This is a genomic window from Vibrio iocasae (assembly GCF_042245395.1).
Lineage (GTDB): Bacteria > Pseudomonadota > Gammaproteobacteria > Enterobacterales > Vibrionaceae > Vibrio > Vibrio iocasae.
In genome coordinates this window covers 619605-639882 of the sequence record NZ_CP145311.1, presented here as the reverse complement: position 1 = coordinate 639882, position 20278 = coordinate 619605, and the positions used below count along the sequence as shown (strand labels likewise).

The following is a 20278-nucleotide window of genomic DNA, read 5'->3' as shown; positions in this document are numbered from 1 at the left end:
TTCGTAGGGGCGCGTTACTGCACACGGATACCAAGTACTGAAACCGGTTGGCCTTGTGAGTTAGTCAGCTTTATTGCTAGCTGATTAATCACTCGACCTTCGGGTAAGCTCACGCTTATTACACCTTGGTGATTATTTTTCACGTTAGTTATTACCGAGCCATCGCACACCACTTCGCACTGATGTACCAAGTGTGGCATAACTCGATCGTTATGGTGATACTGAACACTTTCTAAAGGATGGTCGTAGTCACAATCTAAGAAGAGAGTTAAAGTCGTCGCCTGTATTCCCTCTCCTTCCGGCCAATCCAGTGTGATAATTGGCGCTTTGTCATTCAAATCTGCTGCCCAGGCATTTGGCATTGATGTTGGGCGAGTGGCCCCGGATGTTAGATTGTCTTTCGCGTATTTGAAAAGTGGTGCGGTCATTTCAAAAGCTAAGTTCTTTCCTTCCGGCCTTCTTTCCGGTACCCAGAAATCAAAGCTATCCACACCCAGACCTTCTGGTGCCTCTTGACGTGAGGTTGTACTCACTTTCGCGAGGCCACCTTGTTTAACCGTAACTAATCCTGTCAGCATGACATCTGACAATGCCACTTGAATCTGTGGATTTTGCATAAAGCAGACAAACAGATATTGCTCAGAACAACCTTGGTTTAAAGGAATAGCGACTTCCGTATCCTCTTCAGTCAGGAGAAAACTGTGCCATTCCACCAGCGTTTCAGGGGTATGGTTTTCAGGTTTTTCTGCTTTTCGAATCTCTACCCGAAGTTCAGTTGGTGATGTCACTTTCACCGGGACAGTCATTACTGTTTTTTGTTGCTTATATAAGGGAATAAGCTGAGCGTAGCTGTCTATGAGAGCCTTCCATTCTCCATTATGTGGTAATGAATGAAGGGAAAGCTCACTTGATACACTGATTGCAGCACTGGTAGCCAGGTTATTTTGTTTCAGGCCATCAAACTTCGGTACGTAGTGCCCGTCCGAAGCTAATCGCTGTTTAAGGTTGTTAAGCCTTATTGGCTCTAGCAGATCACTTGCCTTAACTCTGTCCTCAACACATAACGCTGCAGCGGTACCAATTACCTGCCCGACTGCTGCTGATGTTGCCATAACACGTGTACTGCCAAAAGCAACGTGGGAAGCTGATAGCAGACGTCCGTTTATAAACAGGTTTTCAATGTTTCGGCTATACATACAGCGATAAGGAATACCAAACACACCTTTGGCGTGATACTGATTACAGCCACCTTTGGCACCATAAACACCGTCGGCAGGGTGAAGGTCGATAGACCAACCACCATGTGCCACGTTGTCTTCATGTTCTATCTGATCCACGATATCGCGCTGACGAAGAATATAGTCACCTTCAGCCCGGCGACTTTCTCGTTTACCAGGAATCGTCCCTACCCACTCCAGCGCAAGATTTTTCGCTTCCGGAAACTCACCTGAGTTTTTGATGTAATTCCAGACACCGTATACCACTTTCTGAAGTTCTGTCTTTATCTCTTCTGACTCGTGAATGGTATCCAGACGGCCTCCCCACTCAATCCACCACAATGAGCAACCCTGATCGGTCGCTTTGAAGTTTTTATATCTTGGAATCAATGCAGGAACATCTTTTAGAGCAAAGTCAGGAGCGACGTAATCAACCGGTTTACCTACGTCCTTTGAGTAGAAGTACAACGAGTGGCCTAAAAGTTTTCCGTAGTCATCACCCGGTGCCATTGGCTCATTAAACTCTTCGGCTTCTTCAGCGCCCATTCGATACGCTGCACCCGATAGATGAGTCAACACACCATCGCCACTAGAGTCGGCAAAAAACTTACCCGCTATCTGATACATGGTGCTGTTTTGGGAATTGAACGCGTGAATTGACTGAATGTGGTTGTCGACGGTCTCCGCATGAAACACTGAGCTATTGAGGATAACAGTCAGGTTCATTTCTCTGGTCACCCAGTCTTGCAAAATAGAGTCGAAGATAACTGGATTACCACCAGGATTACGAAACTGATTTTCAAGAAGAAGCTCATTAATGATCCCTCCTTCTCGCGCCCAACGGTTGTTATTCCCTCCATGCGAAGTTGCCCCAAGGATCCACAAACGAACTTCACTTGAAGCGTTGCCACCCAGTACCGGGCGGTCCTGAACAAGTACAACCTTTAGCCCATTCCTTGCTGCCGCAATAGCCGCACACACACCAGATAAACCACCACCGACAACAACTAAATCAGCTGACAGATTCTCTGTTTTTAATTCTCGTGGCCCTGACGCACCTTCAATAATCATGCTTACCTCCAAATTTCTATAATAGTAATATCTATAATAGAAATTAAATTGGCAAATTTTGAGCGATGAAAATGTGACCACACTGGCAGAGATTTAATCATTCGATGAATAGTTGAGTTTTTGATCACGTTTTTTATCAATAAAAAGATCATGAATTGATCCTTAAAACTCAGATCGACGGTTAGATAGATAAAAGTGAGGAAAGTAGAGATTCAGATAAAAGAAAAGCCTGACCACCATCACAGCTTAGTTCGGAGGTTTTTGAATCGCTCAATCTGTTCTGAGACCATGTATTCGATATATATATGAAACATAAGCAGGCACTCAAAATGATTTCAGTTGCGTTGGTAGACGACCATGTCATGGTTCGCTCGGGTTTTGCTCAGCTGCTCAGTGTAGAATCTGATATACAGGTTGAAGGTGAGTTCAGTTCTGCCAAAGATGCCTTTGATACTCTGTCCAACTCCCCCACTTTGGATGTCGCTGTAATTGATATCTCTATGCCTGACGAAAGTGGCTTGTCTCTACTTGAAAGGTTAAGAGAGAAAAAACCCGGCCTGAAAGCTATTATTCTGAGTATCTACGACTCCGCTTCATTTGTGAGTAAAGCTATTGACGCCGGTGCCGTTGGATATCTGTCGAAAAGGTGCGGTCCGGGAGAGTTAGTTACCGCAATCCGAACGGTTGCCAACGGCAATCGCTACCTATGTGCTGATGCTTTAATTAACCTGAGTAACGCTTCTGCTCCACCAGCAGCGCTGTCCGATCTCACAAAGAGAGAAAAAGAGATCTTCGACTACCTGATTCAGGGGAAAGATGTAAAAGAGGTCGCATTTGAACTCTCTTTAAGCCACAAAACCGTGCACGTTCACAGGGCAAATATTCTTGGAAAGCTAGGACTATCAAATAATGTGGATCTGATTCGCTTTGCAATCCAACACAAGCTGTTACCAGACGATGAAAGCTAGCGCTTTTCCGGGAAACCGGATATTTACTTCGGCATTTCTCTTCCTAATCTATTCGATTACCTGGTTTTGTTTGTGGAGTATCAGTGGTTACCTGGTTACTGACATCCACTACGCTGCGCTACTATTCCCTGTCGGTTTAAGAATCTCGACGCTTTTGCTCACACCGACACAATACTGGTGGGTAATTCTTCTTAGCGAGTTTCTGATGTGGCTGGGAATTACCTCTTCAACTGAGTTTGTCCCGTTCGATCTGTTATTGCTATTAATGCCATTCGCTACTGCGCTATTGCTCCGCCCTTTCCAGTACAGTTGGCGCAAACTTAATGTTTACTGGCAACAGTTACTCGCTCTGATGGGTTTTGTCCTTGCCAGTGCCTTATTAGTATCTGTGCTATTTCTATTATTGAGCAAACCACTCGAACTCAACAGAATGATGCTGTACAGCAGCATAGTTGCTGCAGTTACCGGAGGCATACTGTTAGCACCTTTCTTCTATCTGCTGCATGATTATCTGGTACACAAAGTCTGGGTTCCGTTGTCACCTGCGCTGGTGCATAAAACCGTCACCATTCGCCCATCAGCCTATCTGTGGGTATTAACCTTCTTTGTAATAGGCCTGATCAGTGAAACTGTCTTTCAGGAACAACTCACAACACTTCTTCTGATCATAGTATTACTTCCAAACATTTTTATGGCGTACAAGTACGGCTGGCAAGGAGGCGTGCTCGCAGCGGTGATGAATAGTGTGCTTCTTACGGCTGCCAGAAAAGTCACCGGATCTTTTAGTAGTTTTGAAGAGATGCAGATCTTTATTACAACTCAGGCGTTGATTGGTTTAGGGCTCGGTATAGCCATCAGTCGTCAGCACCTTCTGTCTGAGAAACTGCATCAGTTAAACCGAAATCTTGAGAAAGAACTTCATACCAAGCAACTGCTGACAAGACAGCTGGTTCATGTAGAAGAAGATATCCGTAAGTCTGTTGCGCGTGAACTGCACGATGAGATCGGACAAAACATCACTGCTATTCAAATTCAAGCCACATTAGCAAACAGAACGGCAAATGAAGATCAGACTCGACAAATCTCCGATGCGATTAACCAGCTTGCATTAAAAATACACAGCTCTACAAGGCACCTGTTAACCCAGCTTCGACCTCAGATTTTGGATGAGCTCGGTCTTGAAAATGCCCTTACCCATCTTGCCCACGAAATGAAGTTTAAAGAGCGGGATATCGAATGCACTATCAATATCGGGCTTAATACAGAGCAACTTGATGAAGTCACCACCGTTACTCTGTATCGAGTAGTGCAAGAGTTGCTGAACAATACCACCAAGTACTCCAGAGCCAGTCATGTCCATGTAACGCTGTTCCCTGGTCATTCACTCCGACTAGAGTATCAGGACGATGGTATTGGTATTCCATCCAACTGGAGACAACTGGGCACAGGTTTGCGCGGTATCGAAGAACGTGTCACCGCTTTAGGGGGCAATGTCGAAGTAGAAAATCGAAACGGCACACGGGTTGTTGTGAACCTGCCCACAAAGTTAATGAACAAACCGCCAAACTAGGAATTTTTCCTATTTGCCTAAAAACCTATCTCATCCATTCTCAAATTTATTTTTCTAACATGGCATCAGCAAGTGAGGGAGCCTGTGAGCAGGATTACCGACAGCAGAGAGATTGACTCGACATATCGCTACTGGCGAATTCATCTGATGTTGATGATGTATGTTGGATACGGTGTTTTCTATTTTGCCCGAAAGAGTCTGAATTTCACGATGCCAGCCATGTTAAATGATCTCGGGCTGACACATTCAGATATCGGTGTTATCGCAACAACGTATTACATCACTTACGGCACATCAAAATTCCTCTCTGCAATGGTCAGTGACCAGTCTAACCCTAAGTACTTTATGGGGCTTGGTCTTATCGCTTCAGGCATTGTGAATATTCTGTTTGGCCTGAGCTCCTCACTGACCGTAATGGTACTGCTCTGGATGCTGAATGCGTTCTTCCAAAGCTGGGGCTGGCCGGCATGCGCCAAGATACTGACCACCTGGTACTCGCGCTCTGAGCGTGGCTTCTGGTGGTCGGTCTGGAACACCTGCATCAATATGAGCGGCGCCCTGTTACCTATCATTATTGGCTTTATTGCTATGCAGTGGGGGTGGCGTTTCGGATTCTTTATCGCTGGAACTATTGCCTGTGTAATGGGAACCATCCTGTTCGTAAGGCTTAGAGACAAGCCCGGAACCATGGGATTACCCACAGTTGGAGACTGGAGGAATGATCCTCTGGAGAAACAGCAGGAGAGAGAAGGCGTAGGTCTGCTGTTCAGGGAAAAGGTTAAAACCTACGTTCTTGGCAACAAATATATCTGGCTGTTGTGCGGCTCATACATGCTGGTTTATGTGGTTCGAATCGGAATCAATGACTGGGCAAGTCTCTATCTGGTTGAGAGACATAATACGAGCCTTATGGCAGCGAACACTGCGGTATCGATGTTTGAAGTGGGTGGTTTCTTGGGTTCCCTATTTGGTGGATGGGGCTCTGACCGCTTCTTCCATGGAAACCGGGCGCCAATGAATCTGATATTTGCTTTGGGAATTTTCATATCAGTGGCAGCGCTGTGGTTAACACCTCTGGATAACTTATACGTGCTATCCGGATGTCTGTTTGCCATCGGATTTTTTATTTTTGGTCCACAAATGATGATAGGAATGGCTGCGGCAGAGTGCTCTCATAAGGATCTGGCCGGAACCTCTACCGGATTTGTCGGGCTGTTTGGATATCTTGGTGCAGCGTTGGCTGGCTACCCGATATCTCTGGTTATAGAGCAATATAGCTGGGAAGGCTTTTTCAGCGTCGTAACTCTGGTTGCAGCGTCGGTTGGCTTACTTCTTTTACCTTTCCTTAAAGCTCAGGAACCAGACACAGAACCTGATCCCGCCTAACCCCGACATGTATCGGGGGGATGGCAACGTCGAAAGACGTAAAATCCACCCGATGCGAAAGAGCAGCGAACTCTGGCATTGGGAAAAACAATAACAGAGGAAACAAAAGATGAAAGGAAAATTCCGTCGCCATCTACTGGCTGCTTGTGTCATCGGTTCAGCTGCATTAGCAGCAGCTCCACAAGTTATGGCTAAAGGCCGCCTGGTTGTCTACTGTAGTGCTACCAACGCTATGTGTGAAGCTGAAACAAAAGCCTTTTCTGAAAAATATGATGTTAAGACTTCATTCGTACGTAACGGTTCAGGCAGTACGCTGGCGAAGATTCAGGCTGAGCGCAAAAACCCAAGAGCTGACGTATGGTACGGCGGCACACTTGATCCTCAGTCTCAGGCAGGTGAAATGGATCTGCTGAGCGCATACCAGTCTCCACAGCTTGAAAACATCATTCCTGAGTTCCGCGACCCTGCAAAACGCAAAGGTAACTACTCTTCAGCGGTTTACATGGGTATCCTTGGTTACGGTGTGAACACTGAACGCCTGAAAGAAAAAGGCCTTGAAGTTCCACGCTGCTGGGAAGACCTGACTAAGCCTGAATACAAAGAAGAGATTCAGATTGCTGACCCTCAAAGTTCTGGTACAGCTTACACAGCACTGGCAACTTTCATCCAGCTATGGGGTGAAGAGAAAGCATTTGAATACTTCAAGAAGCTAGACAAAAACATCTCGCAGTACACTAAGTCTGGTGTAACTCCATCTCGTAACTCTGCTCGTGGCGAAATCGCTATCGGCATCGGCTTCCTGCATGATTACTCTCTTGAGCAATCTCAGGGTGCACCACTTGAGCTTATCTCTCCTTGTGAAGGTACTGGCTATGAAATTGGTGGTGTAAGTATGATCAAAGGTGCTCGTAACGAAGAGAACGCGAAATTGTTCATCGACTGGGTACTTTCTAAAGAAGGTCAGCAGCTAGCATGGCAGAAGGGTAAGTCATTCCAGATTCTTACTAACACTCAGGCAGAGCAATCTCCTTACGCTCTGGATCCAAGCAAGCTTGATCTTATCAACTATGACATGGACACCTACGGAGCTTCCGATACTCGTAAGCGCCTAATCAAGAAGTGGGTAAATGTCGTCAAAATGGGTGAGTAATTAGATCCCCCTGTTCCGACAGGAATCGAAATTAAATTACCTCTTCTCCTGCCCATTGGGGTCTCGGGCAGGAGGAAAGGTAATCTTCCCTGAAAAATTCTACACAGCAAGGTGATTATCATGCCTCAGTTAGCTGCAGATAGCGCACTACATCTGCACAAGGAGCAGTCTACCCGCGATCCGGTGTTTTACTGGATTATTTCCATTGTCGCTGCTTTCATTCTTCTACCCGTTTTCGCTCTCGACTATGGCGTGTTTGAGTCCACATCTGATGAATTTTTAGATGCAATGGGCTGGAGCAGCCAGAATATTGCCTGGCTCTGGTTTGGCCTACCTCTTGTTCTGCTTGCTCGTCCTAAACTGGCTCAGAATAAGTATCAGAAAAAACGCCACTACTTTGATATCGGGTATTCCGGTTTCTGCATGCTGTTTACCATTCTCTCTTCATGGGGAACAGGAAACGGCCTCGGCTACGCGACTATCGTTCTGTTTATCGCTTTAGGTTGCATCATGACGCTGGGCTTTGCCCGCCTTGAGTACCTTGGTGGTGACGTATTCGTTATTGGTTCGCTGGTTACCATCATAGGGTTAATCACAACCTTTATTCTTTACCCAAGTATCGCCATTTTTGTTCCAATGTTTCAGGACGAAATGGGGAACTTTGTCGCCTGGCAATTTATTGAAATTCTCTCCCAGCGACAGATCGTACAGATCATCACAAACTCTATTATGCTGGGTACCTCTGTAGGTATCACGGCAACCTTCTTTGGATTGATATTCGCGATTTATTCAACCCGTATCGCCGTAAAATCTGCCTTTATTGCTCGTATTTTCTCTATTCTTCCAATCGTAACCCCACCATTTGTAGTTGGCCTGGGTGTAACCCTTATGCTTGGTCGCTCAGGTTATGTTACTGAGTTGATGGTTGATTGGTTTGGTTTAGAGCAGACTAACTGGTTATACGGTTTTACTGGTATCTGGATGGCTCAGGTGCTGGCGTTTGCACCAATGTCCTTTATGATTCTGGACGGTGCGATGAAGTCGCTGCACCCATCTCTTGAAGAGGCATCTTATACTCTTCGAGCAAACCGCTATCAGACCTTCTTTAACGTGGTTATCCCTCTGCTAAAACCAGCACTGGCTAACTCGTTCCTGATTATTTTTGTACAGTCGCTAGCTGACTTCAGTAACCCACTCGTACTGGGCGGAAGCTTCGACGTTCTGGCAACACAGATCTACTTCTACATCGCTGGTGCACAGCTGGATTACGCTTCAGCAAGTACCCTTGGTGCGGTTCTGTTGCTCTTCTCACTGGCGATATTTGTGGTTCAATACCTGTGGATTGGTAAACGTTCTTACGTGACGATTTCAGGTAAATCTTATCGTGGTGATGTTCAGCCACTACCAAATAGCTTGCGCATGTTTGTATCTGCAATGCTCTACTTCTGGATGGCGTTTAATGTACTTCTTTACGGAAGTATCGTATTTGGTAGCTTCACCGTTAATTGGGGTGTGGATTACACATTAACGTTTGCAAACTATATTAATCTGTTTGGTATGGGCTTAGGTGAAGGTGCATGGCCATCGCTTATCAGTACTATGACTTATGCGGGTATCGCTGCTCCTATCACTGCAACCTTCGGCCTGTTGATTGCTTACATTGTTGTTCGTCAGCAGTTCCACGGTAAGAAAGTGGTGGAGTTTGTCACCATGCTCTGTTTTGCCGTTCCGGGAACTGTAGCGGGTGTCTCTTACATCCTGGCATTCAACGATGCACCTGTTTATCTGACGGGTACCGCAGCAATCGTGGTTATCTCGATGGTGATGCGTAACGTACCCGTAGGTATTCGTGCGGGTGTTGCCGGACTGGGACAGCTCGATAAGTCACTGGATGAAGCATCACTCAGTCTGCGTGCTAACTCATTCAAGACCATCATGCACATTCTTATTCCGCTGCTAAGACCTGCGATTCTTTCCTCGCTGATCTACAGCTTTGTGCGGGCGATGACTACGGTAAGTGCCATCATCTTCCTTGTAACACCGGAAACACGTGTTGCAACTTCATACATACTAAACCGCGTTGAGGATGGCGAATACGGTATCGCTATCGCTTATGGCTCGCTGCTTATATTCGTCATGCTATCCATCATACTCACTTTCGACTTCCTGGTTGGTGAAGCCCGGATTTCACGCTCTAAAGCCAAGAACCAAGATTAAGGACCGGAGATACAAACAATGAAAGACAACAGCTTTGTAGTGCTAAAAAATATCTGTAAGCGCTTTGGCAATAACACGGTAATTGGCGACCTGGATCTTGAGATCGAAAAAGGCAAACTGATTACCCTACTCGGTCCTTCCGGTTGCGGTAAGACAACGGTACTGCGTCTGGTAGCTGGTCTTGAAAAGCCCACCAGCGGACAGATCTTTATCGACGGTGAGGATGTCACTAACACCTCAATCCAGCAACGAGACATCTGCATGGTGTTCCAATCGTACGCGCTGTTCCCGCATATGTCTCTGTATGAAAATGTCGCGTACGGTCTGAAAATGCTTAAGCTGCCAGCTGATGAAATTAAACAGCGTGTTGATGAAGCTTTAAAACTGGTAGACCTTGAAGGCATGGGTGATCGCTTTGTGGATCAAATTTCTGGTGGTCAGCAGCAGCGTGTTGCGCTGGCTCGTGCTCTGGTTCTTAAGCCTAAGGTGCTTCTGTTTGACGAGCCATTGAGTAACCTGGATGCCAACCTAAGACGTAATATGCGTGAAACGATTCGCGAGCTTCAGCAGCGTTTCAATATCACTTCGCTTTACGTTACCCATGATCAGTCCGAGGCATTTGCGGTATCTGATACCGTAATCGTAATGAAGGATGGTGACATCATGCAGCAAGGTACACCAGACGATCTCTACCGTACTCCTGCTTCAATGTTTATGGCTAACTTTATGGGTGATGCCAACATCTTTACAGGAAACTATCAGGAAAGCTTACTCGATATTAATGGCTACAAGATCCCTGTAAATGATGACACGGTAAGAGGCTTCCCGGCTGATGAATATCAGGTTGGTGTGCGCCCTGAAGCTATCCTTCTGGTTGGTGAAGGTGAAGATTGCCAGAAGTGTAAAGTGAAGGACGTAGTTTATATGGGTTCCATGTATGAGGTTGCCGTTGAGTGGCAGGGCCAAGAACTACTGCTGCAGCTGAACTCTTCTCAGTTTGATCCGGAAATCTCCGATCACGCTTACCTAACTATTAATCCTACCGGTATCTTTTTGCTGCCTAAAGCGGCTTAATCCCCCCTAAGAAAACCCAGCTCATCAAAGTATGCGCCGGGTTTTCTAATACACACGAAGCAAACCTCAAAAAAGCAAATCCCAGCTATTAATTTCACCTTATCCATTTGTATTTCATATAGTTAAATTGAATAATGGTCGTCCAAATAAACTAAGAAGTATTCAATATGAAAACGATAACCATACTATTTTTTACGTCGATGCTAGTGGCCTGTACGACTACCCTAATACACTCTCCTACTGTGGAAATTAAAAACAATGTTACGTCAAAACTATTAGTCGGAAGTTGGTCATGTCGCTCTACAAGTGATATTCAAGGGAAAGATTTCAACTTCGAAAATAAAATAAACTTCTCAGAAGATGGTTCATTCATTGGAAGCGGTAAGTTTGAAGAGAAAATTGGGAAATTCGAAGATCCCATGGCTTTTACCGTAAATGCAGAAGGTACTTGGGAGCTAGTTAATGGCGTTTTAAATGAAATGACAAACAAGTTAGATATGACTCCTTCCAATGAGCAATCAAACTTTTTTGTTTATGCCATTAAGCGGAAAATGCCAAAGACGTTAAATAGCACTTACAAAGTGACAATGAGCGATGACAACACGCTGATTATGTATACAAGAGATAACCACTCAATGAACAAGTGCTCACGTGAGCTATAGCTTTCAACAAAGCAAATCTACCAGTATTTAAGTAACCACTTAATAATTAATTGCTTAATAATTAATTACTTAGTGACAAACTCTACATATATCGAAGACCCACTTTACATAAACAATGTATATAATATGATTCTTGGGCATTTACAATAACTATGAAATACAGGTACATAATGAAATTTAAATTTATCGTCGCTGGCATATTTTCGACTATGTTACTCACTGCTTGCCAATCAACTCTAACAGAAAGGCTCACACCCACCGCTGACAAAGAAACCGTAGAAGAAGCACGCCACGCCCTAGCTGCCTATGAAGAATTTGATATAGATGATGACGGTACAATTACCTTAGTACAAACCCTTCCGGAGGGGTATCACTGGCTTCCACACATTACAAAGAAAATTGGCCTAGAGGTTTCTTGCGACAATCTAAGATATTTTGTCGATAAAGGAATGGTTGTTGCGATTCATTATAAAGGTGCGCGAGGCCGCTTTGATCAGTATGATTCGAACCGTTGTATAGAGTTAGAACAAGATCTTTAATTGCTACAGAGAGTCAACCAAGGTTGGCTCTTTTTTTATTTGTCTATGTACGACCACCCTCCCCTCTACTACTAACGAACTAGCGTTGCTCAATTCGCTCAAGAGAAACTACGCATTTATTACCAGTGTTTCTCAAAAATACGATATCTCCTCAATTGCCATATGTTGTTTCCAGCTAATATTATTAATGTATAGAAAAAAGGAATACTTATATGGAATATACCCGCGAAACTCTGGCAGCAAACCGGCCACCTCCAATTCCGGGAATGTATGACCCTTTAACTGAACTGTATAACCGACCACTATTTGTTCAGGTGATGGAGTCGTTGCTGCGTATTTCTATTCGCCAGCACATGCCTGTAACGTTAGCTATTGCAAGTATCAAAAACTTCTCCGAGCTTAAAGATCTTCATACTGAAGATGAAATAGATACGCTTGTTAAAAATAGTGCAGATGTCATTAAAGCCGTATCCAGAGACAGTGATGTTCTTGGTCACATAGAAGAAGATCAATTCGCCTTACTTTTATACAACTGTGATAGCAAAAACTCTCATATCGCGATTGACCGATTACGCAGTCAAGTTTGGGACAAAGTACAGATAGACGATGAGAATGTTGATTTAGTTGTAGGTCAGGCAACTTTTGGTGAAAGTCATAACGCAGGAAGTGGCCAGGCAATAAGCGCTATTTCAGATTATTTGTTCTCAAATGCGCTAAAGTCTCTGGAGTCTGGTGGCGCTGAAGTACAGAAAGTCCGCCCTGTCTGACTGCGTAATTAGTGTTCCAGAATTATATGGCTAAATACCTCTAGCTTCAGTTCGTCTGTCAGATCCAGTTCCGGAGTGAGTTCCACACCAACAACGGTGCCATCCGCTTGGTGCCGGACATTAACCACTTTGCATTGTGGGTAGGGCTTAGGAATATTTTTAATTCCTGGCTCTATAAAAATCTCGTCCCCTTGCTCCAGCTCTACCGACTCGTTCTTAATAAGTACTGCGCACCCAGATTGGGAGATATCTAAAAATCGCGCTTCATATCGCTTATTTTCTACATAAACTTCTGCATCGAAGTTCACTTTGAAACGCTTGTGCATTCTGACAGGTTTGCTTTCAACCGAAATTGGGTACTTAACGAATAGCAGGCGAGTCCCCATGGATTTCATACTAATTACGGTGCTTCGAAAAGCAATCACATGACCGTTCTCAGTGTCTGAAAATCCTCGGAACACAACATTGGCGCCGTTCAGTTTTCTGATAAACAGTTCATCAACTGAACGAAGGTGAATTTCGAATATTAAAAACTGACCTTCTTTCAGGCCGACAAAAGAGCATGTGAAGCCCTTCTGGTCTTTTAACGTAAATTCAAAGTTTCCGGATAATCTCATCCCAAATTCTAAGAATTTGGGTAAGTTCTCGGTATCTATTACAGGAGCTAGCACAACTTGTTACCATAACGTCTATTTATTAAATTTTTATAATGTGCACATAAGAACAAATGCGCATATGTTATAATTTAATCATATAGCAACTGGTAAAGGTTTGCGAGCAGATGCCCCTGTTTCTTATTGAATACGTGACAAGTGGAAACTTCCATAAGATATCTTGTGGAGATTGATATTCTCTCCCTTTTGTAGGAAGTAGAATTCTATTTCGCTATCTTTCTGCGTACCTATAAAACTATGCATCAGACCATTTTCAGTCTCTTTCCGGGTATAACCAGATATCACTGCCTTTCTGTGCTTGTGCTTAGAAAGATACTCATACTCATCCTGTGGCCCTCCGTTCATCAGGTCTAAAATTACCTGATTTAATAAAGGCATAAACGTATAAGTATTTTCCGGTAGCTCTTTTTGTTCATTTGAACGTTTATCTTTTATTTCCATCTCTACAAAATCATAAGAATAAGCCTTCTTTTTAGAGCCAATCTTCTCTTCATAATCTGTAGAAACCGGAACCACTTTATGACCCTGCCTCTTGAACGATCCGTTCTCTTTAACATCGGCACCAATAAACATAAAAGAGCCTTTCGCTCTGGCTCTGTAAAAACAAGTAGTGTCATTGCAGGTGGAGTCAATACTTACATTTCCTAGCTCTATTGGTCCCAGGCCGACAATAAATTTTCCTTTCTCTCCTCGCATTGCTTCACTCGCAAATGTGGTAGTTGAGAAAAGTAAGATGCCTGCAATAAATAAACTCTGTTTTAACATAGAAATCCTAGTATTGATAAAAACGACAGTTGTCTTATTAAACTTAGTTGAGAAAGCAAAACTCATCTACTTCTACAAAATGAACTGAAAAGTAAACTAAATAGGTAGTATCAACTTATACTAAATTGCCTATACTAAGTTATACAACTTACAATAACAGACTGTTTATATTTGAAAATATTTAAGGGAAATCTATCTACAAACTTCTATCTGTCATGCACTGGTGACGGAAAATCTTTTTTGCGTCCTACTCACATTAAGCTGATACTACTCTTTGCCTTCATTCTTCCTTTGGACAGCGCATTTTCTCAAGATATCCATAATAATTATCAAAATTCATTCCAAATAGCCATGGTACCCGCAGGTGAACAACACGATATTGTTCCTCCACCTATAGAAGATAGCTGGCTAGACAATACTGAAAACTATATCGCGGAGAAAATTCATGATGTCAGTACTTATTTAGATGAAGGCTTAGGTAAAAAAGAAGAAGATGATGATTTGGTAAACCGGAGTTATGTCAAATTCAAAATTCAGAGTGAATATACCCATCGAGGCTACTTCAGCTCCAAAGAGAAAATATCTGCGAGAATTGACTTACCCCATATAAAACGTAACTGGAAAATCATCTTAGAAACCGACCCCGATGACTATGATTCACTGGAAACAAAACAGAGAGATTTTCCATCTGAAGGTAGCAGCGCAACTCAAGGAGCCATCGGGGGGTTAGATTATCCGACGAAAAAATTCAAAGCTGGCTAACCCGATTTGATTTAGGAGTGAAAATTCGTTTGCCACTAGATCCGTTTACCAGAGCCAACATCCAGCGTGTGGAAAACTTATCAAATACCTGGACAGCTCAACTGGAACAGGAAGTTTTTTACTATCACACAAGAGGAGCCGGTGCTGTCACACACCTAAACCTCTACCACGCGTTTGAAGAGAATCCATTAGATATTTTCAAGTTTGGTAACAGCGCACAGTATTTATATGATGATCGTGGCTGGGAACTGGTGAGTCAGCTCAGCTATTATGACCGAATCCATACCGATCACCTGTTGGAGTACTCCACAGGAATCAGTGGCAAACCACAGCATGATAAAGAGATTAGCAATACGTGGATTTCCGTTTCCTGGAAACAGAGACTCTATAAGAAATGGCTTTTCTTGACTGTTACTCCCCTTGTCGATTTCCCTAGAGAGTATGATCACAAAGCTAATCCAGGCATGTTGATTGAACTAGAAGCATTCTTCTCTAAAAACCGGGAAAAAGATTATTTATATCGCTTTATTCCCGCATCAACGAAAAGAAGAGCAGGTGAATAAAAGTCACTTTTAATTAGCATATGCCAAAAATAATTATTGGCATATGCTAATTATGGGCGTAATATTCACCTGGACCCCAAACAGGAGAGCAAATGGCCAGACCCAAAAAGTGTCGTCGTATTTGCGGACGACCAGCCCATAGCTGCTTTAAGCCAAATGGTGTACCTCTTAACCAACTCGAACAAACCGAGTTACTGGCAGAAGAATTTGAAGCTCTTCGGTTGGCAGATTTTCAGAATATGAGTCAACAAGAGGCTGCTGACCAGATGGGCGTTTCAAGGCAAACTTTTGGCAACATTATCAATCGAGCAAGGTTCAAAGTTGCTGAGAGTTTAGTTAAAGGTAATGCACTTGTTCTGGATGCGATTCATAGCCCGGAGCATAAGGATGAAACAGAATGATTTATGCTGTACCACACAGCCGAGACTGTGTTGCAAATCACTTTATCAAGGCACCACAGTTTGCTTTGCTGGATGACGATAGCTCAGTGATAAAAAACGTGGCTAATCCCGCAGCAGGAAACTCTTCATGCAGCGAGAAAAGCGTTGCAATTAAGATGCTGAAAGAGTTAGAAACAGATGCCGTTATTGTAAGAAACATTGGCGAAAGAGCATTGGGTAAGTTGCTATCTGCTGGAATAAGGGTATTTAAGGTTGACTCTCAGACACCGCTTTCATCAGCAGCAACCAGCCCGATGACGGAGCTAACAGATGCAAGTCAGGGTCGACCATCTCACAACCATCGGAAAAAAGGTGGCGGTTGTTCTCATGAAGATGGTCATTCGTGCTGTAGCGCCCAAAAGGGTAGTAAACATGTTGGCTGTGGTTGCAGTCATGATAACGGGCACAAACATCATGGCAGAAGCCACCTAAATGATTCCAGGTTGATGGATCATATAACCAGTAGTTGTGGTGGTGGAAAAAAACGTGCTATGAGAATTTCGTTGAGTGGTATATCATCTCTGCGATCTATTAATAAGTAGTTAGGCAAATGTTATGACAACTGCACTTATCACCTTCGGTGTTTTTCTTATCGTCATCCTGCTGATGGCAATCGGTGTAATTCTGAATAAGAAAACTATTTCCGGTAGTTGTGGCGGACTTAATAGTGTTGGCGTTGATCGAGTTTGTAACTGCGAAGATGTTTGTGAAGAACACAAACCGACGCTTTACCAGATCACCGAACCAGGTGAAAGCAACAAGTAGTAATCATATAGCTCACACTAAAAAAGCGCCTTTCAAGGCGCTTTTTTAATGCCTGGAGGTTTAGCCTGAACTCGACCTATCTGGTCATCTTCTTCACAAATACCACCACAAATAAAGCCATGGTGAAGCTACCTATAAAAGCTTCAAACGCGGCAATAAAGCGCGCTAATCCTATAGGAGATATATCTCCATACCCCAATGTCGTAAAGGTCACCACGCTAAAGTAAATGGCGTTCAACATCTCAAGAATCATTGCGATAACCCCTGTTGCACCGGGATAAATTGGATTCTGTGCAGCCGTACCCAATGCAAAGTAAGCCAACGCGCATATCAGGATGAAAAGAATCGAGAAAATGACAACTCTAAGAGGCGACTCCCCATAACCACAAAATATATCGACGGATTTGGAAAACCAGCGCTTGAAACTCATTCTTGGCATTTGATATCGCCGGTAGGTCATCTCTTTCTTAAAAAAGTATCCTGCTGTTTCAAATAGCCCCTGCCGTTCGCACTGTTTACGTATGTTTCTGCATACTTCTTCCGCCTCTTGGCATAAACCTACTGCTTCTTCCTTTTTACATTTGTCCAGCGCTTCATAGGCTCTCTTTTCCTGCTTCAGCATGATCCCCCAGTTGATAGTCTCGAGCCTGGCATTGGTCAGATCCGCTCCCAAGAGATTGCAGTTTTCAAGCTTTGCACAGTGCAGATTGGCACCACGAAGTTTTGTCTTCATTAAGGAAGAGCCCCGGAGATCAAGGCCAAAGAAATGGGCTTCGGTTAAGTCTGCACGATAGAAGTCTGCATTGCGACAATTGTAACCCGCCTTGTGCCCTTTGTTTACGAGGTTAACATCATGAAGGTTGGTTCTGGCTAGCTGAAAGCCATCTAGAGGTTTTCCATCTCTCGCCCACCGCTCAATGCTCTCCTTAATATCATCACAGCTTTTATCTATGCCCGGATCATGCCAATAGCACAACCCTGATTCACCTGCTGGTTCTGAGCATTTCCATCCATCTTCATTGCAGTATTTACAGGTACCGGCTTTTTCTTCTTTCATAGGCCGTCCTCCCTACTCTTAAAATAAGTTTAGAAGAAGAGTTAGCAGAAAGAAAAAAGGCTTTAGCGGTTAAGCTAAAGCCTTTCTTAGAAAATTCTGTGTCACAAATTAAGCAGCAACTGGTTCAGCAGGAGTTTCTGTAACTTTAGAGCGACCAATCATTGGTTTACCTACAGGAAGAACCACGCGACCAAACTCGTTGTTTAGAACCTGAGCCATAGCAAAGTAGATAGCGCTCGCACCGCAGAAGATGCCTTCAAATCCAGCGATAGTACCGATCAGTTCGCTACCAGTAAAATCACGAGCAGCCAGAAGAGCAAACAAAATGGTTAGTGAGCCAAAAACAATTTGCTTAGCTGTTGGGTAGCAAAGGGAACCCAGGAACATAAAGCCAGTGAAAACAGCCCATAAAGCCAGGTACCAGCCCATGAAAGAAGCAGGACTTGCTGGCAGTCCCATTTTAGGCATTACGATAAGACCAACAAGCGTTAGCCAAAATAGACCATATGAAGTAAACGATGTAGTGCCAAACGTATCACCACGCTTGTAACACATAATACCGACGATAACCTGACCAAGACCACCATAGAAAATACCCATTGCAAGAATCATAGAGTCTAGTGGGAAAAAGCCTGCGTTGTGGATGTTAAGCAGGATAGTTGTCATGCCAAAGCCCATTAGGCCTAGTGGTGCTGGATTCGCTAGTTTAGTCGACATTGGGGGGAACCTTCAAAGTGTGAATATAAAAAATTTTAAAAAACCAAAAATTATTTTAGCGCGCGAATGTTAGTCTAATTTTTGGTCGTATTCAACACTATTTCGATGATATCCACTAAAAATATTTTACTCAGTAAAATAAATAAAGGCCAACCGAATAGTTGACCTTTAATTTATTGATTTAGTGAAGGTTTATTCCCACTCAATCGTCGCAGGTGGTTTACCCGAGATATCGTAAACGACTCGAGAAATACCATCAATTTCGTTGATGATACGGTTAGATACTTTTCCAAGGAAATCATATGGAAGGTGTGCCCAGTGCGCGGTCATAAAGTCGATAGTCTCAACTGCACGAAGAGAAACAACCCAATCGTACTTACGACCATCACCCATTACACCAACCGAACGAACTGGCAGGAATACTGTAAATGCCTGAGATACTTTATTGTAAAGATCTGCATTGTGAAGCTCTTCAATAAAGATAGCATCAGCGCGACGCAATAGATCACAGTACTCTTTCTTGATTTCACCAAGAACGCGAACACCAAGACCCGGACCAGGGAATGGGTGACGGTAAAGCATGTTGTATGGAAGGCCAAGCTCAAGACCAATCTTACGAACTTCATCTTTAAACAATTCACGCAGCGGTTCTACCAATCCCATTTCCATATCATCAGGCAGACCGCCTACGTTATGGTGAGATTTGATCACGTGTGCTTTACCGGTTTTAGATGCCGCAGATTCGATAACGTCCGGGTAGATCGTTCCCTGAGCAAGCCATTTTGCATTAGATAGCTTCTTAGACTCTTCATCGAACACTTCAACAAAAACGTGGCCGATAGTCTTACGCTTGTCTTCAGGATCAGATTTACCTTCAAGTGCTTTCAGGAAACGCTCTTCAGCATCAATATGAACGATGTTCAGACCAAAGTGGTCACCAAACATCTCCATAACCTGCTTACCTTCATCAAGACGTAGCAGGCCATTGTCTACAAATACACATGTCAGCTTGTCACCGATCGCACGCTGAACCAGCATTGCAACCACAGAAGAGTCAACACCACCAGACAGACCAAGGATTACCTCATCGTCACCAACTTGCTCTTTAATACGAGCCACGGCATCATCGATGATTGACTGAGATGTCCAAAGCTTTTCACAGCCACAGATGTTCAAAACGAAGTTCTCAAGCATACGCATACCCTGACGAGTATGGGTTACTTCTGGGTGGAACTGAACGCCGTAGAAGCGCTTCTCTTCGTTTGCCATCGCTGCGTAAGGACAAGTGTCTGTTTGAGCAATCTTTTTAAAATCAGAAGGGATTTCTACGACTTTATCACCGTGGCTCATCCAAACATCAAGAAGTGCATTGCCATCTTCAGCGATAGCATCTTCGATGTTTTTGAACAGTTCACACTGCTCGACCACTTCAACCTGAGCATAACCAAACTCACGCTCATTTGAACCCGCTACTTTACCACCAAGCTGCTCAGACATAGTCTGCATGCCGTAACAAACACCAAATACTGGCACACCAGCATTAAAAACATACTCAGGAGCGCGTGGAGAGTTATCTTCAGTCACACTTTCCGGGCCACCAGAAAGGATAATACCGTTTGGATTAAACTCACGGATATCCGCTTCGTCTACATCCCAACTCCAAAGCTCACAGTAAACACCGATCTCACGGATACGACGTGCAATTAGCTGAGTGTACTGAGAACCAAAGTCCAGGATCAAAATGCGCTGGTCATGAATATTCTTTGTCATTTTTTCTCTCAAATCTGTTGAGTTTATCCACCCATATCCCTTCGAGTGGTAAAAATATAAGAAAGTGTTTTTCTTGTTTTACTAAGCTGGGTAGCCCGAGTTCAAGGATAAGGCGCAGAGTTTACGATAGTAAATGAGCACCTT

The 20278-nt window shown here is 43.8% G+C and carries 20 protein-coding genes; 14 read left to right on the top strand and 6 right to left on the bottom strand.

What is annotated here, in order from left to right:
• Positions 1-14 precede the first annotated feature (14 nt).
• Positions 15-2288 carry an FAD-dependent oxidoreductase gene (locus SNR28_RS12585; protein ID WP_375752842.1) on the bottom strand — a complete coding sequence of 758 codons (2274 nt, stop codon included), beginning with the start codon at positions 2286-2288 and terminating at the stop codon, positions 15-17.
• A 329-nt stretch (positions 2289-2617) separates the two neighbouring features.
• Here SNR28_RS12585 and SNR28_RS12580 point away from each other — a divergent pair, with 329 nt between their 5' ends.
• The 9 genes from SNR28_RS12580 (at position 2618) to SNR28_RS12540 (ending at position 12621) form a co-directional block, all read left to right on the top strand.
• Entirely contained in the window at positions 2618-3256 is a 639-nt protein-coding gene (locus SNR28_RS12580) for a response regulator (protein ID WP_375754076.1), read from the top strand.
• On the top strand, positions 3246-4826 hold the full coding sequence (gene uhpB / locus SNR28_RS12575; RefSeq protein ID WP_375752840.1) for a signal transduction histidine-protein kinase/phosphatase UhpB: 1581 nt from the start codon (positions 3246-3248) through the stop codon (positions 4824-4826). The genes SNR28_RS12580 and uhpB overlap by 11 nt, the downstream gene beginning before the upstream one ends.
• Positions 4827-4898: 72 nt before the next feature.
• Positions 4899-6212 (top strand): MFS transporter family glucose-6-phosphate receptor UhpC, encoded by a 1314-nt coding sequence (uhpC, locus tag SNR28_RS12570; protein WP_375752839.1) that lies wholly within the window; start codon positions 4899-4901, stop codon positions 6210-6212.
• Between the two features lie 109 nt (positions 6213-6321).
• Positions 6322-7362: an ABC transporter substrate-binding protein gene (locus SNR28_RS12565; RefSeq protein WP_375752838.1), complete on the top strand. Its 1041-nt coding sequence runs from the start codon at positions 6322-6324 to the stop codon at positions 7360-7362.
• 120 nt (positions 7363-7482) lie between these two features.
• On the top strand, positions 7483-9579 hold the full coding sequence (locus SNR28_RS12560) for an ABC transporter permease (RefSeq protein WP_375752837.1): 2097 nt from the start codon (positions 7483-7485) through the stop codon (positions 9577-9579).
• 18 nt (positions 9580-9597) lie between these two features.
• Positions 9598-10653 carry a ferric ABC transporter ATP-binding protein gene (gene fbpC, locus SNR28_RS12555; protein ID WP_277825920.1) on the top strand — a complete coding sequence of 352 codons (1056 nt, stop codon included), beginning with the start codon at positions 9598-9600 and terminating at the stop codon, positions 10651-10653.
• Positions 10654-10820: 167 nt separating this feature from the next.
• On the top strand, positions 10821-11315 hold the full coding sequence (locus SNR28_RS12550) for a hypothetical protein (protein ID WP_375752835.1): 495 nt from the start codon (positions 10821-10823) through the stop codon (positions 11313-11315).
• 170 nt (positions 11316-11485) lie between these two features.
• Positions 11486-11854 carry a hypothetical protein gene (locus SNR28_RS12545; RefSeq protein ID WP_375752833.1) on the top strand — a complete coding sequence of 123 codons (369 nt, stop codon included), beginning with the start codon at positions 11486-11488 and terminating at the stop codon, positions 11852-11854.
• Positions 11855-12066: 212 nt separating this feature from the next.
• On the top strand, positions 12067-12621 hold the full coding sequence (locus tag SNR28_RS12540) for a GGDEF domain-containing protein (RefSeq protein ID WP_375752832.1): 555 nt from the start codon (positions 12067-12069) through the stop codon (positions 12619-12621).
• A gap of 8 nt (positions 12622-12629) precedes the next feature.
• On the opposite strand, the gene SNR28_RS12535 is transcribed toward SNR28_RS12540, so the two are convergent.
• Positions 12630-13238, bottom strand: a complete 609-nt coding sequence (locus tag SNR28_RS12535) for a PilZ domain-containing protein (RefSeq protein WP_375752831.1) — start codon at positions 13236-13238, stop codon at positions 12630-12632.
• Between the two features lie 177 nt (positions 13239-13415).
• Entirely contained in the window at positions 13416-14060 is a 645-nt protein-coding gene (locus SNR28_RS12530; RefSeq protein WP_375752829.1) for a hypothetical protein, read from the bottom strand.
• 240 nt (positions 14061-14300) lie between these two features.
• Between SNR28_RS12530 and SNR28_RS12525 the strand changes: the two genes are divergently transcribed.
• The 5 genes from SNR28_RS12525 (at position 14301) to nqrM (ending at position 16590) form a co-directional block, all read left to right on the top strand.
• Complete coding sequence (locus SNR28_RS12525; protein WP_375752828.1) at positions 14301-14822, top strand: hypothetical protein; 522 nt, start codon at positions 14301-14303, stop codon at positions 14820-14822.
• Positions 14823-14839: 17 nt separating this feature from the next.
• Complete coding sequence (locus SNR28_RS12520) at positions 14840-15385, top strand: hypothetical protein (RefSeq protein ID WP_375752826.1); 546 nt, start codon at positions 14840-14842, stop codon at positions 15383-15385.
• A gap of 92 nt (positions 15386-15477) precedes the next feature.
• The gene (locus tag SNR28_RS12515; RefSeq protein WP_375752825.1) at positions 15478-15786 is read left to right on the top strand and encodes a DUF134 domain-containing protein; all 309 of its coding nucleotides are present in this window, start codon (positions 15478-15480) and stop codon (positions 15784-15786) included.
• Positions 15783-16367, top strand: coding sequence for a NifB/NifX family molybdenum-iron cluster-binding protein (locus SNR28_RS12510; protein WP_375752824.1), 585 nt, complete (start codon positions 15783-15785; stop codon positions 16365-16367). Before SNR28_RS12515 ends, SNR28_RS12510 begins: the two co-directional genes overlap by 4 nt.
• A 13-nt stretch (positions 16368-16380) precedes the next feature.
• On the top strand, positions 16381-16590 hold the full coding sequence (gene nqrM / locus SNR28_RS12505; protein WP_375752822.1) for a (Na+)-NQR maturation NqrM: 210 nt from the start codon (positions 16381-16383) through the stop codon (positions 16588-16590).
• Positions 16591-16666: 76 nt separating this feature from the next.
• Here the strand turns inward: nqrM and SNR28_RS12500 are convergent, their stop codons facing one another.
• The 3 genes from SNR28_RS12500 to guaA all read right to left on the bottom strand — a co-directional run bounded on the left by SNR28_RS12500 (position 16667) and on the right by guaA (position 20134).
• On the bottom strand, positions 16667-17647 hold the full coding sequence (locus SNR28_RS12500; RefSeq protein WP_375752820.1) for an ion channel: 981 nt from the start codon (positions 17645-17647) through the stop codon (positions 16667-16669).
• 108 nt (positions 17648-17755) lie between these two features.
• Positions 17756-18364, bottom strand: a complete 609-nt coding sequence (locus SNR28_RS12495; RefSeq protein ID WP_375752818.1) for an acetate uptake transporter — start codon at positions 18362-18364, stop codon at positions 17756-17758.
• A 192-nt stretch (positions 18365-18556) separates the two neighbouring features.
• Positions 18557-20134 (bottom strand): glutamine-hydrolyzing GMP synthase, encoded by a 1578-nt coding sequence (guaA, locus tag SNR28_RS12490; RefSeq protein WP_375752816.1) that lies wholly within the window; start codon positions 20132-20134, stop codon positions 18557-18559.
• Between the last annotated feature and the right edge of the window lie 144 nt (positions 20135-20278).

Bases quoted from the DNA above. Each gene is read 5' to 3' on its own strand.
- SNR28_RS12585 (WP_375752842.1), bottom strand. From the start codon at position 2,288: ATGATTATTGAAGGTGCGTCAGGGCCACGAGAATTAAAAACAGAGAAT.
- SNR28_RS12580 (WP_375754076.1), top strand. From the start codon at position 2,618: ATGATTTCAGTTGCGTTGGTAGACGACCATGTCATGGTTCGCTCGGGT.
- uhpB (WP_375752840.1), top strand. From the start codon at position 3,246: ATGAAAGCTAGCGCTTTTCCGGGAAACCGGATATTTACTTCGGCATTT.
- SNR28_RS12565 (WP_375752838.1), top strand. From the start codon at position 6,322: ATGAAAGGAAAATTCCGTCGCCATCTACTGGCTGCTTGTGTCATCGGT.
- SNR28_RS12560 (WP_375752837.1), top strand. From the start codon at position 7,483: ATGCCTCAGTTAGCTGCAGATAGCGCACTACATCTGCACAAGGAGCAG.
- fbpC (WP_277825920.1), top strand. From the start codon at position 9,598: ATGAAAGACAACAGCTTTGTAGTGCTAAAAAATATCTGTAAGCGCTTT.
- SNR28_RS12550 (WP_375752835.1), top strand. From the start codon at position 10,821: ATGAAAACGATAACCATACTATTTTTTACGTCGATGCTAGTGGCCTGT.
- SNR28_RS12545 (WP_375752833.1), top strand. From the start codon at position 11,486: ATGAAATTTAAATTTATCGTCGCTGGCATATTTTCGACTATGTTACTC.
- SNR28_RS12540 (WP_375752832.1), top strand. From the start codon at position 12,067: ATGGAATATACCCGCGAAACTCTGGCAGCAAACCGGCCACCTCCAATT.
- SNR28_RS12535 (WP_375752831.1), bottom strand. From the start codon at position 13,238: ATGAGATTATCCGGAAACTTTGAATTTACGTTAAAAGACCAGAAGGGC.
- SNR28_RS12530 (WP_375752829.1), bottom strand. From the start codon at position 14,060: ATGTTAAAACAGAGTTTATTTATTGCAGGCATCTTACTTTTCTCAACT.
- SNR28_RS12515 (WP_375752825.1), top strand. From the start codon at position 15,478: ATGGCCAGACCCAAAAAGTGTCGTCGTATTTGCGGACGACCAGCCCAT.
- SNR28_RS12510 (WP_375752824.1), top strand. From the start codon at position 15,783: ATGATTTATGCTGTACCACACAGCCGAGACTGTGTTGCAAATCACTTT.
- nqrM (WP_375752822.1), top strand. From the start codon at position 16,381: ATGACAACTGCACTTATCACCTTCGGTGTTTTTCTTATCGTCATCCTG.
- SNR28_RS12500 (WP_375752820.1), bottom strand. From the start codon at position 17,647: ATGAAAGAAGAAAAAGCCGGTACCTGTAAATACTGCAATGAAGATGGA.
- SNR28_RS12495 (WP_375752818.1), bottom strand. From the start codon at position 18,364: ATGTCGACTAAACTAGCGAATCCAGCACCACTAGGCCTAATGGGCTTT.
- guaA (WP_375752816.1), bottom strand. From the start codon at position 20,134: ATGACAAAGAATATTCATGACCAGCGCATTTTGATCCTGGACTTTGGT.